Genomic DNA, 15,043 nt, shown 5'->3' with positions numbered 1-15,043 from the left:
GTCCTTCCTCCTATCTCTTATTCTTAGGATCTAAAGCTTCAGTTAAACCATCCCCAAATAGGTTAAATGCTAATATAATTAAACAAATTGCTCCTGCTGGGAATAATAATTGATAAGCTGCAGTACTTAATAATCCACTAGCATCATTTGCTAAAGTACCTAATGAAGCAAGTGGTGCATTAATACCTAAACCAATGAAACTTAAGAAAGCTTCTGTAAAGATAGCTTGTGGTACAAATAAAGTTAAAGTAACTAAAATTGAACCCATAGAGTTTGGTATTAAATGTCTAAATAAAATTCTTGTCTTAGAGGCTCCAAGAGCTTTAGCTGCAAGAACGAATTCTTGTTGCTTTAATTGAAGTATATCTCCTCTTACTATTCTAGCCATACCAACCCAATAAGAAATTGCCATTGCTAAAATAATAGTTGTAAGACCTGTTGATCCTTCCTTTTTAAATGTAGCCATTAATATAATTACATATATTTGTGTTGGAATAGAGTAAAGTACATCTACTATTCTCATCATAATGTTATCTACTTTTCCACCGAAGAATCCTGCTATTCCTCCATATAAAACTCCTATTACTAAGTTAATAGCAGCTGCAGATATCGCTATTATTAGAGAATATCTTGCACCATACATAGTTCTTACAAATAAATCTCTACCTAAGTTATCAGTACCAAACCAATGTTGTGCATTAGGTCTTATATCAGTACCTTGCAGATTTGTATCATAATATGTATATCCCATTAATTTTTCCATTAAAACGGGTCCTAAAAACGCAAATATAACTATAATAACAATCATAATTAAAGAAACTAGTGCTACTTTATTTCCTTTAAGTCTTCTCCATGCATCGGCCCAATAACCAACACTAGGTCTAACTATCTGTTCAAATTTCTTTTCCTCATCACTTAAAGGAGTAAATAATTCTTTATCTAAATCTAAATCAACTTTTAAGTTTTCCATTTCTTTACCCCCCATTAACCTTCTAGCTTGATTCTTGGGTCAATTAGTACATATACTATATCAACTAATAAGTTACATACTACTATTAATGTACAGTAGAATGCAGTAACCCCTAATAATGATGTGTAATCTCTATTAGTAATAGATAAAGTAAATTCATTTCCAAGTCCAGGAATTGCGAATATCTTTTCTACTACGAAGGAACCTGTTAATACTCCTGCTACTAAAGGTCCTAAATATGTTACTACTGGAATAAGTGAATTTCTTAAAGCATGTTTAAATACTACTGTTCTTCCACTTAATCCCTTAGCTTTTGCTGTTCTAATATAATCTGACTTTAATACGTCTATTAATTTACTTCTTGTAAGTCTTGTTATAAATGCCATTGAGCTTCCTGAAAGAGCAATAACTGGCATTATATAATTAGATGGCTTACTAAGCCCTGTTGCTGGTAGGAATCCTTTCATCTGATATGTGAATATAAATATCAGGAAGGTACCCATAACGAAACTAGGAATGGTTATTCCTATGGTTGAAAGTATCATACATACTCGATCCGGCCATTTATCGGCTTTTAATGCTGCTATAATACCTAAAGCAACACCAACTACAACTGAGAAAATTATTGATACAACTCCTACTTTAGCTGAGTTTGGGAAACTTTTTTCAATTGTTGTTAATACATCTCTTCCTTTATATTTCATTGATTTACCGAAATCACCTTTTAATAAATTGCTCATATAAATTGTATATTGCTCACCAACAGGCTTGTCCAGCCCATATTTTTCATTTAATTGTGCTTTCATCTCAGGTGTGATTTTTTCTCCATCAAATGGACCACCTGGCATCATTCTAACTAGAAAGAAAACTATTGTAACTACTGCCCAAATAGTGATTAAACTAGTTAAAAGTCTCTTTCCTATATACTTTACCATTTGTTTTCAACCCCCATTCATAATTCTACAGCATTCAACTTTGTAGATATTAATAATTATATTATATAATATAAATTTGTCAATTAACATTTTAATATTATATTGAATATATTAATAAAATAATAAAATGAATAGGGTTTTATTTTTAATTGAGAAATAGCGTACCAATATTTTGGTAAACGCTTACAATCGCATTTTTACTTAATTTATGCAAGTATAAATATAAATCTTTCATTTTTCTAATTATTATCAAACTGTTAATTTTTTAATTCATTATGTTTAGTTACATTATTGAAAATACGTACATTTTCTAATATTTGTCCACTTATTGCGTACATATTTTTTTAACATTTTGCTTAAACTATTAAATTACCATAGAATAATTATAAAAAAAGTCTAATTAATATAAAACATATATACATTTAATCTCTCTACATTAATTTATAAAATGAATGTTTTTATATTTTTCTACTTTTTTATAAATATTACTCAATTCAAGAATGCTTTAATAATAAAAACTAAAGAGGCCGTCAATTTACAGCCTCTTTAACAATTACTTATAATGTAACGAAAACTTATTAAAGCTCTTTAATAAATAATTCAATTGAATCTAAAGCTTCTTTAAGCTCTTCAGTTGAATAGCAATAAGATATCCTAATATATCCTTCTCCACCTTCTCCAAAGGCACTTCCTGGAACGCAAGCTACCTTACCTTCATTTAACAGCCTTATACAAAATTCTTCAGATGATAGTTTGAACTTCTTAATAGATGGAAATATATAGAATGCTCCTTTAGGAGACACAAATTCTAAATCCATTCTCCTAAGTCTTTCTTCAACATACTCTTTTCTTAATAAAAATTCATTTTTCATTACTTCAATATTATATAGACCATTTTTAAATCCTGCTAAGACTCCATATTGAGCTATTGAGTTCGCACAAGATACACAATATTGATGAACCTTTGCTATTTCTTTTATAAACTTCTCATTAGTAGCAATAAATCCTAATCTAATCCCTGTTGCTGAAAACATCTTAGAGAAACTTCCTACATATATAATATTCTCTTTAATTTCTTCGCTCATAGCAACGCTATAATATTTTTCATAGGAAAAAGCTTCATATACTTCATCTGTTATTACTAACATATTGTATTTTTTAATAAGTTGAACTAATTTATTATAATCCTTATAATTTAAAACTGCACCAGTTGGATTAGATGGATATGATAAAATCATATGTTTAATATCTTCTTTATTAATCAAATTTTCTATTTCTTCTATATTAATAGTAAAGTCTTCATTAAACTTGTAATATATTGCTTTACCACCTAGAATTTTAACTATATTTTCATAAGCAGGATAACCTGGCGTAGGTATTAGTACCTTATCACCCTTATTTATAACTGAAGCAATAGAAGAAAATAGCCCTTCACTACCTCCTACAGTTATGCAGACCTCTTCTTTTTTATAATTTATATCTTTAATCTTTAAGTATTTAGATATTTCATCTCTAAGTTCTAAAACACCTAAGTTATCCGTGTAAGCCGTCTTATCTTCCTCGATAGCTTTTATCATTCCTTCTTTAATTTCCTTTGGCATTTCAAAATCTGGTTGTCCTAATGTAAGTGATATAGCCCCAGATACTTCTTTTACCTTATTAAAAAATTGTCTTATACCAGATATTTGAACCTCTTTTAAATTATGATTCATATAAATTGCCCCTAACTTTTAATATTCTATGCCCTTCCTTGCATCTACACCTTCTTCAAAATAATGCTTTATAGGTTTCATTTCTGTTACTAAATTTGCCTTATCTATTATTTCCTTTGGAACATTTCTTCCTGTCATAATAAGTTCCATACTCCTAGGTTTATTATTTATTATATATAGAACCTCATCTACAGTTAAAAAGTTATTAGATAGAACTGCCATAACTTCATCTATAATTAAAACATCACACTTATTATGCTTAATTACATCTAAAATAAAATTGTATCCATCTCTAATTTCTAATCTTAATTCCTCTAACTCCTCTTTATTTAGATTCCAAGTAAAGTCCTTTGGTTTTTCGAACCTAAATATTTTAAAGTTATCACCTAACTCATCTATTGTTTTAAGTTCACCAGTTTCGCCACCTTTTAAAAATTGTAGCATATAAACTTTTAGACCATTCCCATAGGATCTTATCCCTTGACCTAAAGCTGCTGTAGTTTTACCCTTACCATTCCCAGTATATATTTGAACTAATCCTTCTTCTAGTTTCATTTCTTTATCTCCTTTTCTTATAAACTTTACATAAATGCATACTTTATGTAAATACTTCTCATTCTTAATACTTTTTCTTCCAATTGTATTGATATCATTCTAATATATTGTTATAATTTTTTCAACTTATCTTTATATTGGGGAGGAAAGAAAATGAATTACATCGATTTAACTGATCCATATGAAATTGCAAAATTTATAAAGGATTCAAAAAAGACTACACCTGTTAAGGCATATATTAATGGGGATTTAAGTAATTCTAATTTTAAAGATTTAGAATGGTATGGTACTAATAATTTTTATGTTGTTTTTGGTGAAGCACCATTAGTAAAAGATTTTATTGAAAAGAATTCAGATTCTATTAATCATTATAGATTTGAAAATGATAGAAGAAATTCAGCTATTCCTATGCTTAACTTAGTAAATGTTGATGCAAGAATAGAGCCAGGGGCAATAATAAGAGACAGAGTTAAAATTGATAAAAGTGCTGTTATTATGATGGGAGCAGTAATTAATATAGGCTCAGAAATAGGTGAAGGTACTATGATAGATATGAATGCTGTTATTGGTGCTAGAGCTATAATAGGTAAAAGATCTCATATAGGTGCTGGCGCTGTAGTTGCTGGCGTATTAGAACCTCCAAGTAAATCTCCATGTGAAATAGGCGATGACGTTTTAATAGGTGCTAATGCAGTAATATTAGAAGGGATTAAAATTGGTAATGGTTCTGTAGTCGCTGCTGGTTCTGTAGTAGTAAAAGATGTTCCTTCTGGAGTTGTAGTAGCTGGTAGCCCTGCTAAAATAATAAAATCAGTTGATGAACAAACTAAAGATAAAACAAAAATATTAGATGATTTAAGAAAATAAACTACATAGTTTTACTATTAATAAAAGGTGAAAAGCAATTTGCTTTTCACCTTTTCATTACATAACTTCTTGTTCATTAACTTCGCTTACTTCATTTATTTCATTAATTTCATTCGCTTCATTAACTGTTTCTGAATCGTCTTGAACTCTTTCCATCTTGGAAACTGAAACTTCATAAGCTATTTTTTTAATTACATCACTATCGCTGACCTTTTTTTGGTACTCTCTACTTTGTAATCTTCCCCATACCCTAATATTATCTCCTACTTCTAAGCTTTGACAGAATCTTGAGTTTCTTCCCCAAGCAATTGTAGGAATATAATCTGATTTATTATATGCTCTATTAACTGCAAGTAACACATCAGCTATTTCTCTTCCAAATGGTGTTGTTCTGTAAACCGGTTCCTTACAAATAAATCCATCTAAGAATATTTCATTAGGATTTTTACTTTTTTCTATACAAGGTTCAATATTTCTAGCAAATACAGTTAATATTAGTTTATTTGAACCATCTACGAACTTATTATAAGATCTTAATTGTCCATCAACTATTATTTCTTTGCCAATTGATAAATCCATATTAGCGATTAATCTTTCTGATACAGTTATGTTTAAAATATCAACTGAATCACTTAGTCTCATTACCTCCATGGAAAACGTATAAAACCCTTCCCCATACATTTCATGGCTGAATTCTAGACCTGAAATTACCTTTCCTTCTAAATAAATTTTATTATTTAACATCATGTTGTCCATCACTAACCCCTCTCTCCCTTAGTAATATTTTATTTCTTTTGATTAACAACCCCACCGGTACATTTCCATTATAATACATTATATCATCATTTTTCAATATTTTTTAATTATTTTTTTATTTGTTCACCATTATCATTTATATAATAATTTTCTTGATATATCATTTCACCTACTGGCACAATATTATATCCATCATCTTTAAGTACTTTAATTAGCTTATCTAAATTTCCTGGAGTATATTTTGCATTGTTATGAAATAATAATATTGATCCTTCCTTCACCTTTTTCATAACCCTGTTATACTCTTCATCTGCCCCTTTCTGTTTCCAATCAACAGAATCCACATCCCACTGCACTGGTATAAAGCCTTGACTTTTTACATAGTCTAGTGATTTCTTATTATAATCGCCACTTGGAAAGCGAAATAATTTAGGTGTTATTCCTACCGCTTCTTCAATAGTTTTATTTGTCTTATCAAGTTCCTCCTTCATCCTAGCTTCACTTATATTACTAAACATAGGATGAATATAACTGTGGTTGCCTATCTCATGTCCTCCCTCCTTAATCATGATCAACTTATTTTTATTATCTTCACTATAATTTACCCAACCTCCCATAATAAAAAAGGTTGCCTTTACATTATATTTATCTAGTACCTCTAATATTCTATTAAGCTCATCATTTTCTGCCCAATTAATATCAAAAGTTAATGCTACTTCCTTAGTTTCCTTATTCACCCTATATATAGGTAATTTATCTTGAGACTCATTAAAAATTGAAATAGCTTTGCCATCTAAAACAAAAGATATCATTATAACAAAGGCCAATAGAAGCAATCTTATTCCAATACTATATCTTCTTTTCACTTAAAACTCCTATCCATTATTACAATTAATTTATATTCTTATTTTTTAATAATAATGACTCCTTACAGTTATCCTTTCACTAATAATATGATATAATATTGATATACTTTCTAAAAAGGGAGGTTTAGTATGTACGAAAACTCAGCAGAACTTGCAGAAAATAAACTTTTAGTTTTATATGTAATGGATTCATTAAAGCAACCTATTACTAATACACAATTAACAGAAATTATTTTAGAAAATAATTTTATTAATTACTTTACTCTTCAGCAATATATTAGCGAATTAATATCTACTGATTTTTTAAGATATGAAGTAGTGAATGATAAAAACTTAATTAACATTACAGAAAAAGGCAGAAACACCTTATCATTTTTTGCTGATAGAATTTCTGCAATAAAAAAGAAGATAATCGATGACTATCTTCACTCTATTATTGATTCTATTAAAAAGGAATTAACTATTCATAGCGATTATACTATAGGTAAAGACGATTCCTTCCTTGTTAATTTACAAGCATTAGAAAATGATAATTTATTAATGTCTTTAAAAGTTTCTGTTCCAAGTAAAAAGCAAGCATTATCTTTATGCAATAGATGGAAGGAAAATCCGTCTGATATTTATACAAAAATTATGAATTCGCTATTTAGTGATGATAATTAATATAAGGTCATAGCATTAGGTTCTTTTCCTACTGTTATGACTTTAGTTTCATTTGTCTTTAAATCAACACAAATTATTCTTCCCTTTAAATAGTCCATTACATACATTAAATTATCTACTTTAATTACTCCCCTTGGCATACCACCTATATTAATTTCTTTAATTAAATCAAAAGTCTCTATATCTAAGCAATATATACTTCCGTCTAATAAGTTACTAATATATAGAGAATCCCTATCTTCAAAAATATCTATTGGGACTTTTCCAACCTCAATTTTACCTAATGATTTTAAAGTAATTAAGTTAAAGATTTCAATATAACCATTACTTATATCTCCCATGTAACTCTCGCAAACATATAAGTGTTTACCATCTTTAGAAACCTTTATTTTAGTTGGATATTCTAATGTTACTAATTCTCCAACTACTTTATTTGTATTTATATCTATTATAGAAATATTATGACTTTGAAAGTTAGTGATGAATAAAAGCTTATATGTTTCACTTATTTCAATATTATAAGGCCAGTTATTAACCTTAATATCTAAGATTATTCTTTTTTCTTCTATATCGTATAGAACAACTGTATTAGACTCTGAGCATACAATATATATTTTGTCTTCATATCTTACTAGATCATTAGGATTTGCTCCAACATAAATAACATCTTCTTCTACCATAGCTTCAATATCTATAATCGACATTGAATTACTATAACTATTAGCAATATAAGCTCTTTTATCCTTAATACACAATCCTGTTGGTCCCAAAGGTTTTTCTCCCTTATTTAGAACTAACTCTTTTTCTTCCAAAGAAAAGTTCACTTTACTATTTAATAGAGATATCTTACTTATAGAGTCATTACCTGTATTACATATAATTAAAGAATTCATATAAAAGCTCCTTATCCTATAACCTTAATTATCCTTATACATATATAAATATAATATGTATATTCCGATAAATTGGTACAACTTTTGATATTTAATTCTATAATTCTACATTTTTACTTTATTTTTTACTAATTAGAATATATAATAAATATACAGATTATTGGAGGTGACATAATGTTCGTTTACAAAACAAAAGGGGTTTGCTCTACAGAGATACATTTAGATATTGAAGACAATATAATTAAAGACATAAAATTTATTAGAGGTTGCCAAGGAAATCTACTAGGAATTTCTGCTTTAGTTAAAAATATGAATATCAATGATGTTATAGAAAAATTAAAAGGAATTGAATGTGGTAATAAAAGCACTTCATGCCCTGATCAATTATCTAAAGCATTAGAGGAATACTTAAAAAAGGCTGCATAAGCAGCCTTTTTTTTATATTAATAATTAAGTAAGTAATTTAAAACAAATTACTTAAGAAAACTTTTATATTATTCTACTGTCTTAGTTTAAAAACTAATTTCTATTTTTTATATTTATTAATATCTTATCTTTTATATCCTCTAAAGGAAAATTTTTACCTGGACAAAGCGTCTCATATGCATCCTTGTGACCAATCACTTGATATATATCATATTTCAAAACAAGATAATATGATAACTTCTCTGCGCTTATTAATTGCTCACTAGTTAAATTCTCTTCTTCAAAGTTACCTTCTAGACAAATTCCGATAGAGCTATTATTTTCACCTTTAGTATGTGCCCCTTCAGCCCCCTCATCTCTGCCTAGATAAATAGTACCATCTTTTCTTATATAATAATTGTAACCTATTCCCTTCCACCCCTTACTCTTATGAAATTCATTAATTCCATATGGATCCCACGTACTTCTTGCAGCATGGTGAAATATTATTTTTCTAGGTTCATTATTAAAAGTAAGATCTTCTGTCCATTTATAATCTAATTTCTTTATATTTAAATCTTTTGTTAAGTTTATAATTTCTTCATCCGAAACGTTAGCTGAATAAAACTTTCTATAACTAACTTTAAAAGATTTCCTAATATTCTCCTTAAAAAGTAATGTTAATAATACTACAACTACTATAGCAATACAAACTATCACTATTCCTTTTTTAATTTTTATTGCAATAAACATTAATCACCTATTAACTATATTAATCTATACTATACTTATTTAAATCAATGCTTATTTATAACAAAAATATAAAAGAATTGCTCTATATCGTAAAACTAAAAATTAGAGAAATAAAAGCTCCAAACATAATTGCACTACTAATTAAATCAACATTTATATTTAATATGGAACCTCTACTAATTCTTCTTTGGTCAATTTCATTTGACTCTAAATATACATTAGCAAAACATTGAGGATTTATTTGCCCAAACTCCTGCATTGATGGTAACGATGTGCTTCCTTCTATTGACGAAAAGGCAGAAAGCATCAATAACATTATTCCTTCAATAAATATAACATCTTTAAACGATGCTCCATGAATACTAGAAATAATACTAGCAACAACAAATAAAGTTAATGAACTAATAATAAAAATAAAACTGAACTTTAAAAAGCTATTAGATTTAGTTTTTATCATAAGAATCAACCTCCATATTCTTTAATTTCAATTAAATATTAGCACTAAATTCTATTATTCTCAATATTCCCAAAGGTAATTTAAACCTTTTCAATTATTAATATGCTAATTATATACTATGATTTTTACAACTTTATTATTATCTAGATATTATTCATCACTTATTTTATTAATTGAATAATATCTTTAAACAATTAGCATTTTTTTCTTTTTAAAATATATATGAACATAGTTCAAAAAATAAGAAAAATATAAGAAAAATATAGCTAATATCATATATTTAGCTATTTTGACCTAATTTCAGATTTGATAATTATATACTAAAATAGTATATTAAAGAAAATGATAATTGTTCTCGATTGGAGTGATAGAAATGAACAATTTTATGGTCGATATTAGAAACAAAACTAACGTATTACACAAAGCAGCAGAAAACTCAGGCTTTACAAAAAAATTATTAAATAAGGAAGCTTCAAAAGAAAGCTATATAGAATATATTTATAATCTTAGCTTTGTATACGAAGCAATTGAACATAACTTAGATAAACTAGAAAATAATGAATCAGTTAAACCATTCGTAACTAAAGAAATATATAGATCATCAGAAATAAGAAAAGATATTGAAACACTTAATAAAGGTAATAATATAGAAAAATTAGCTTCAACTATAGCATACGTAGATAGAATTAATTCTATAGTAGAAAAAAATCCAAAATTCATAATAGCACATGCCTACACTAGATTTTTAGCAGATTTATTTGGCGGTAGAATATTCTATTCAATACTTAAAGATCATTATAATTTAGAAGACAATGCTTTAAACTACTATGTCTATAAAAATTTAAAAGACATGAAGGCTTATGTAATGAATTATCATAATATGTTAAATACTTTAGAATTGACTGATTCAGAAAAAGATGAGTTCTTAATTGAAATTTCAAATTCATACGTATATAACATGGCTATATCTAATGAACTAGATGCAAAAAACAACTAGTATATAGCTACATTAGTTGTTTTATGACATTTAAAAATTAATAAAAGCAAAAAAACTCTTAAATAAACTTGTCAGGTTCAAGTTTAAAAAGAGTTTTTTTACTTTTAGGATATATAGTTCTCTTTACGCCACAGTTCTATATTAATTATATATAATAAATAATGTTTTCTTTAGACTTTTTATAATTATCTACTAAGTCCTCTAGAGTAATTGAAGTAAAATAATCTTTTATAATTGAGTTAATATCCTTCCATAAATTCTTATTTATAAAGATTTCTAAATCGTTATCTTCTTTTTCATTAATATCAATAAATATACTATCCCCTTCTAAAACTTTTAATATATCAATTATAGTTAATTCTCTAGGGGTCTTTCCTAAAACATACCCACCTTGAGCTCCTTTTCTACCAACTATAATTCCAGCTTTTCTAAGCAAAGAAAATATTTGTTCTAAATATCTTTCTGAAATATTCTGTCTTTCTGAAATTGATTTTATACTTACATTTTCTGAATCCATATTAATTGCTAAGTCAATTAAAGCTCTTAACCCATATCTTCCTTTAGTTGAAATCTTCACTTAATCACCTTTTTCTTTTTATTCTATATCTTAATAATAAAAGTCACCACTATAAATAGCAATGACTTTGTTAAAATTATTTATATAAATCAGTAGATAAATATCTTTCTCCAGTGTCTGGTAAGATAACAACGATATTTTTACCTTTATTTTCTTCTCTCTCTGCTAACTTTCTTGCTGCAACTATTGCTGCTCCAGAAGATATTCCGACTAAAAGACCTTCTGTTCTAGCTAAATCTTTTGATGCCTTAAAAGCTTCTTCGTTGTCTACTGCTATAATTTCGTCAATGATTGAAACATTTAAATTTTTAGGGATAAATCCAGCTCCTATTCCTTGAATCTTATGAGGACCTGGCTTTCCACCAGCTATAACTGGTGAATTTGTTGGTTCTACAGCTATTATCTTAACATTTGGATTCTTTTCTTTAAGAACTTCTCCTGCTCCTGTAAGTGTACCGCCTGTCCCAACTCCTGATACAAAGAAATCAACTTTTCCATCTGTATCATTCCAAATTTCTTGTCCAGTTGTTGCTCTGTGAATTGCTGGATTAGCTGGGTTTTCAAATTGTTGTAGTATAATTGAATTTTCAGTTGAATTCTTTATTTCATTAGCTTTTGCTATCGCACCCTTCATTCCTTCTGATCCAGGAGTTAAAACTAACTCTGCACCAAGAGCTATTAAAAGATTTCTTCTTTCTAAACTCATTGTATCAGGCATAGTTAAAATTAACTTGTATCCTTTCGCTGCAGCTATATAAGCTAAAGCAATACCTGTATTTCCACTAGTTGGTTCTATTATTACTGAATCTTTATTTAGTAATCCTTTCTTTTCTGCATCATCTATCATACCAAATCCAATTCTATCTTTAACGCTACCACCTGGATTAAAGTATTCAAGCTTTGCTATTACTGTACCCGCTAGTCCCTTTTCTTTATTATAGTTTGATAATTCTAATAGTGGTGTCTTCCCTATTAATTCCACTAAGCTTTTTGCAATTGTCATATTAACCTCTCCTTTTTCCTACTATTCCGATATGTTTTTTCTTCTTGATTATATATTACTCCATTTTATTTAATTTGTGAATACCTTTTTAAATATTTTATAAAAAAAGTTTGTACCATTATTTGATACAAACTTCCTTTATATTTCAATTTTCTCTTCTGTAAAAAAAGCAATCTTTAATTTTCCATTAAAATTTTAAATATTTACTTAATATCAATTATTTTTGATATTACAGGTTCACCCTTTAAAAATATATATTCATTTTTAATACTTTTTATTTCATTAATGTCATGACTAATTATTATTGCTGTTTTTTCTTTTCTTATTAAATATGAATATAAAAAACTTATAACATTATCTTTATTATCTTTATCTAGTCCTTTAAATGGTTCATCCATAATGAATATACTTCCATCAAATAATAAAGCCCTGGCAATACTTACTCTTTGCCTCATGCCTCCACTTAATTCATGGGGATAAAGCTTTTCACAATTTTTTAAATTTAATTTCTCTAATATCTCTTTAATTAATATTTCTCTATCTCTTTTATTATGCTTATCTTTTATTACTAATTCTAAATTTTCATAGACATTTTTCCAAGGTAAAAGTCGCGTTTCTTGAAATACCACACTAATATTAATACCCTTTAATATTAGTTCATCCATTATATGTTTAATTAGTGTTGTCTTTCCAACTCCAGACTCTCCCATAATAAAATTTATATCTTTTTCTTTAAACTCAATTGAAAAATCTTTATATAAAGTTTTATTGCCAAAAGAAATATTAATATTATTATACTTAATCAATTAAATATCTCCCACCTTTTAAAGCTTTATTAATTACTATAATTATTATCTTATCTAATATATAAGATAATAAAGCAACTATTATTATCCAAGCAAAAATTCCTGCTGTATTAAAATTAATCTTTGCCCCTTGTATCGCTGTTCCAATACCATATGGCGGTTGACCAAAGACTTCTCCAGCTACAACTACCTTAAAAGCTAATGAAAATGTAGAAGTTGCAATTTGAGATATATTAATAAAAATAGATTGCATATAAAAATTTTTAAGCTTATCCTTAAATGATACCTTATAAACATTTAACATTTCTATCAATTGATTATTACTATTTAATATAGAATTAATAGTTGTTTCATATAAAATAGGAAATGATATTACTATTCCTATTAAATAAGGTGCAGAGTTTTTATTTAGCCATATTAATGCAATTAAAATAAACGCAATAGTTGGAATTGATTTAATAATTGAATTAATAGGATAAAAAAAGTTATAAATATATTTGCTAAAACTAGATAATACCCCTAGTAATATTGCAATTATAGCTGCTACTAAAAAACTAATTATTGCTCTAAACAATGAATATCCAACATCTAATAAAAAGGTCTTCTCTTTAAATATTCCTAGAATTTCATTAACTACTTCATTAACTTTAGGTAGGTAAATTGAATTATCAATTATATTAGAAATAATTACCCAAATAACACTTAGCAAAATAATAGAAATTAATATAAGTTTTTTATCCTTCATAGAAGAATTCTTCATCTGGCACCTTATCTCCTATTGATTTAGAATTTGCAGCTTCTAAAATCTTGAAATAGTTAATATAATCCTCTTTATTATCTTTTATTTCTACAAAAGTAATATTACTGTTTTCTATAGATTTTTCAAGAATATTTACATCTACTTGTGATCCATTATCTACAGAATATGTTGCTGCATCTTTTTGATTATCATTAACCCAATTTATTGATCTTTCCACTTCTGCTAGTAATTCTTTTATAAAATTCTTATCATTATTAATTAAATCCTCTTTAATTATTAGACTTGCTTGTGGAAATCCATTTTCACTATTAAATTTTTCTTTCCAAATATCATTTAAACTTCCTATTACTTTAATATCTTGGTTTTTATTTAATATAGTAGTTAATGCTGGTTCAGGTACAACAGCATATTTTGCTTTTCCACCTAATATAGCTGGTGCAAGTTCTGTTGGTCCACCTACATAACTATACGTAACATCATTAATATTAAGTTCTTTTAATAATGCCTTAAAAACTATATCCGGAGTTAAACCATTGCCTATATTATAAACTTCCTTACCACTTAAATCTTCAATATCAGTTTCACCTTCAGTTGAAATTAAATATAAAGCTCCAAATCCAGTAGTTCCAATAAGTTTATACCCTAAGCCCTTATTATAAGCCTGTGCTGCTAAATTTGATGGAACTATTGCTATATCTGGTTCCCCCTTCATTACTGCTGCAGCTAAAGTATCTGCTGTATTTTCAATGGAATAATTAATATTATATTTTTCATCCACTTGAATATTTTCTTTTATCATTTTTGATACAGCTGTTGAAGGTACTCCATTTGGCGCTACAAAAGATATATCAGTCTTTACTATTTCTTCTTTTTCCTTCTTACTACATCCTACAAAGGATAATGCCATAATAGTTAATACTACTAAACTAATTATAATTTTACTGTTTTTCTTCATGTTTATTCCCCCCTATAAATTCATTATAGCATTTTTAAAATATTAATAAAATAAATTGGTAGACAGTTTATTTATAAGGTATAATTAAACTCTTAACAAGGTATTGTATTTGA

Annotated in this window: 18 protein-coding genes; 4 read left to right on the top strand and 14 right to left on the bottom strand. The window is 27.3% G+C overall.

Annotated elements, in window-relative coordinates; all coding sequences use genetic code 11:
- Positions 1–10 precede the first annotated feature (10 nt).
- The 4 genes from GPX08_RS06030 to GPX08_RS06015 all read right to left on the bottom strand — a co-directional run bounded on the left by GPX08_RS06030 (position 11) and on the right by GPX08_RS06015 (position 4,172).
- Positions 11–970 carry an ABC transporter permease subunit gene (locus GPX08_RS06030; protein ID WP_156625938.1) on the bottom strand — a complete coding sequence of 320 codons (960 nt, stop codon included), beginning with the start codon at positions 968–970 and terminating at the stop codon, positions 11–13.
- A gap of 14 nt (positions 971–984) precedes the next feature.
- The gene (locus GPX08_RS06025; RefSeq protein ID WP_156625937.1) at positions 985–1,905 is read right to left on the bottom strand and encodes an ABC transporter permease subunit; all 921 of its coding nucleotides are present in this window, start codon (positions 1,903–1,905) and stop codon (positions 985–987) included.
- A gap of 578 nt (positions 1,906–2,483) precedes the next feature.
- Positions 2,484–3,617, bottom strand: a complete 1,134-nt coding sequence (locus tag GPX08_RS06020; RefSeq protein WP_156625936.1) for an aminotransferase class I/II-fold pyridoxal phosphate-dependent enzyme — start codon at positions 3,615–3,617, stop codon at positions 2,484–2,486.
- Between the two features lie 18 nt (positions 3,618–3,635).
- The gene (locus tag GPX08_RS06015; protein WP_156625935.1) at positions 3,636–4,172 is read right to left on the bottom strand and encodes a cob(I)yrinic acid a,c-diamide adenosyltransferase; all 537 of its coding nucleotides are present in this window, start codon (positions 4,170–4,172) and stop codon (positions 3,636–3,638) included.
- 153 nt (positions 4,173–4,325) lie between these two features.
- Here GPX08_RS06015 and dapD point away from each other — a divergent pair, with 153 nt between their 5' ends.
- Entirely contained in the window at positions 4,326–5,039 is a 714-nt protein-coding gene (dapD, locus tag GPX08_RS06010) for a 2,3,4,5-tetrahydropyridine-2,6-dicarboxylate N-acetyltransferase (protein ID WP_156625934.1), read from the top strand.
- Positions 5,040–5,096: 57 nt separating this feature from the next.
- Here dapD and GPX08_RS06005 read toward each other — a convergent pair whose 3' ends face one another.
- Positions 5,097–5,795, bottom strand: coding sequence for a single-stranded DNA-binding protein (locus GPX08_RS06005; RefSeq protein WP_156625933.1), 699 nt, complete (start codon positions 5,793–5,795; stop codon positions 5,097–5,099).
- Positions 5,796–5,902: 107 nt separating this feature from the next.
- On the bottom strand, positions 5,903–6,661 hold the full coding sequence (locus tag GPX08_RS06000; protein WP_156625932.1) for a polysaccharide deacetylase family protein: 759 nt from the start codon (positions 6,659–6,661) through the stop codon (positions 5,903–5,905).
- Between the two features lie 129 nt (positions 6,662–6,790).
- Between GPX08_RS06000 and GPX08_RS05995 the strand changes: the two genes are divergently transcribed.
- Positions 6,791–7,324, top strand: a complete 534-nt coding sequence (locus GPX08_RS05995) for a DUF4364 family protein (RefSeq protein ID WP_156625931.1) — start codon at positions 6,791–6,793, stop codon at positions 7,322–7,324.
- On the opposite strand, the gene GPX08_RS05990 is transcribed toward GPX08_RS05995, so the two are convergent.
- Complete coding sequence (locus tag GPX08_RS05990; RefSeq protein ID WP_156625969.1) at positions 7,321–8,136, bottom strand: YncE family protein; 816 nt, start codon at positions 8,134–8,136, stop codon at positions 7,321–7,323. The two genes, GPX08_RS05995 and GPX08_RS05990, sit on opposite strands and share 4 nt — an antisense overlap.
- A 255-nt stretch (positions 8,137–8,391) precedes the next feature.
- Here GPX08_RS05990 and GPX08_RS05985 point away from each other — a divergent pair, with 255 nt between their 5' ends.
- Positions 8,392–8,643, top strand: a complete 252-nt coding sequence (locus GPX08_RS05985) for a TIGR03905 family TSCPD domain-containing protein (RefSeq protein WP_156625930.1) — start codon at positions 8,392–8,394, stop codon at positions 8,641–8,643.
- A 93-nt stretch (positions 8,644–8,736) separates the two neighbouring features.
- Here the strand turns inward: GPX08_RS05985 and GPX08_RS05980 are convergent, their stop codons facing one another.
- Positions 8,737–9,375 carry an N-acetylmuramoyl-L-alanine amidase gene (locus GPX08_RS05980; RefSeq protein ID WP_156625929.1) on the bottom strand — a complete coding sequence of 213 codons (639 nt, stop codon included), beginning with the start codon at positions 9,373–9,375 and terminating at the stop codon, positions 8,737–8,739.
- 82 nt (positions 9,376–9,457) lie between these two features.
- The gene (locus tag GPX08_RS05975) at positions 9,458–9,832 is read right to left on the bottom strand and encodes a hypothetical protein (protein WP_156625928.1); all 375 of its coding nucleotides are present in this window, start codon (positions 9,830–9,832) and stop codon (positions 9,458–9,460) included.
- Positions 9,833–10,205: 373 nt separating this feature from the next.
- On the opposite strand from GPX08_RS05975, the gene GPX08_RS05970 reads away from it, so the two are divergent.
- Entirely contained in the window at positions 10,206–10,829 is a 624-nt protein-coding gene (locus tag GPX08_RS05970; RefSeq protein ID WP_156625927.1) for a biliverdin-producing heme oxygenase, read from the top strand.
- Between the two features lie 145 nt (positions 10,830–10,974).
- Here GPX08_RS05970 and GPX08_RS05965 read toward each other — a convergent pair whose 3' ends face one another.
- From GPX08_RS05965 to GPX08_RS05945, 5 genes are all read right to left on the bottom strand, one after another.
- Positions 10,975–11,406, bottom strand: a complete 432-nt coding sequence (locus GPX08_RS05965; RefSeq protein WP_156625926.1) for an Rrf2 family transcriptional regulator — start codon at positions 11,404–11,406, stop codon at positions 10,975–10,977.
- Between the two features lie 76 nt (positions 11,407–11,482).
- Complete coding sequence (gene cysK, locus GPX08_RS05960; RefSeq protein ID WP_156625925.1) at positions 11,483–12,409, bottom strand: cysteine synthase A; 927 nt, start codon at positions 12,407–12,409, stop codon at positions 11,483–11,485.
- Positions 12,410–12,612: 203 nt separating this feature from the next.
- Positions 12,613–13,215, bottom strand: a complete 603-nt coding sequence (locus GPX08_RS05955; protein ID WP_156625924.1) for an ATP-binding cassette domain-containing protein — start codon at positions 13,213–13,215, stop codon at positions 12,613–12,615.
- Entirely contained in the window at positions 13,208–13,975 is a 768-nt protein-coding gene (locus GPX08_RS05950; protein WP_156625923.1) for an ABC transporter permease subunit, read from the bottom strand. Before GPX08_RS05950 ends, GPX08_RS05955 begins: the two co-directional genes overlap by 8 nt.
- Entirely contained in the window at positions 13,950–14,930 is a 981-nt protein-coding gene (locus GPX08_RS05945; RefSeq protein ID WP_156625922.1) for an ABC transporter substrate-binding protein, read from the bottom strand. Before GPX08_RS05945 ends, GPX08_RS05950 begins: the two co-directional genes overlap by 26 nt.
- Positions 14,931–15,043 lie beyond the last annotated feature (113 nt).

This window comes from Clostridium tertium (assembly GCF_902652255.1).
Classification (GTDB): domain Bacteria; phylum Bacillota; class Clostridia; order Clostridiales; family Clostridiaceae; genus Clostridium; species Clostridium tertium_A.
Note: the sequence above shows the minus strand (reverse complement) of the source record. Positions and strands in the feature narration are given on the sequence as shown.

Coding starts and splice junctions, on each gene's coding strand:
- GPX08_RS06030 (WP_156625938.1), bottom strand. CDS start 970: ATGGAAAACTTAAAAGTTGATTTAGATTTAGATAAAGAATTATTTACT.
- GPX08_RS06025 (WP_156625937.1), bottom strand. CDS start 1,905: ATGGTAAAGTATATAGGAAAGAGACTTTTAACTAGTTTAATCACTATT.
- GPX08_RS06020 (WP_156625936.1), bottom strand. CDS start 3,617: ATGAATCATAATTTAAAAGAGGTTCAAATATCTGGTATAAGACAATTT.
- GPX08_RS06015 (WP_156625935.1), bottom strand. CDS start 4,172: ATGAAACTAGAAGAAGGATTAGTTCAAATATATACTGGGAATGGTAAG.
- dapD (WP_156625934.1), top strand. CDS start 4,326: ATGAATTACATCGATTTAACTGATCCATATGAAATTGCAAAATTTATA.
- GPX08_RS06005 (WP_156625933.1), bottom strand. CDS start 5,795: ATGGACAACATGATGTTAAATAATAAAATTTATTTAGAAGGAAAGGTA.
- GPX08_RS05995 (WP_156625931.1), top strand. CDS start 6,791: ATGTACGAAAACTCAGCAGAACTTGCAGAAAATAAACTTTTAGTTTTA.
- GPX08_RS05985 (WP_156625930.1), top strand. CDS start 8,392: ATGTTCGTTTACAAAACAAAAGGGGTTTGCTCTACAGAGATACATTTA.
- GPX08_RS05980 (WP_156625929.1), bottom strand. CDS start 9,375: ATGTTTATTGCAATAAAAATTAAAAAAGGAATAGTGATAGTTTGTATT.
- GPX08_RS05975 (WP_156625928.1), bottom strand. CDS start 9,832: ATGATAAAAACTAAATCTAATAGCTTTTTAAAGTTCAGTTTTATTTTT.
- GPX08_RS05970 (WP_156625927.1), top strand. CDS start 10,206: ATGAACAATTTTATGGTCGATATTAGAAACAAAACTAACGTATTACAC.
- cysK (WP_156625925.1), bottom strand. CDS start 12,409: ATGACAATTGCAAAAAGCTTAGTGGAATTAATAGGGAAGACACCACTA.
- GPX08_RS05950 (WP_156625923.1), bottom strand. CDS start 13,975: ATGAAGAATTCTTCTATGAAGGATAAAAAACTTATATTAATTTCTATT.
- GPX08_RS05945 (WP_156625922.1), bottom strand. CDS start 14,930: ATGAAGAAAAACAGTAAAATTATAATTAGTTTAGTAGTATTAACTATT.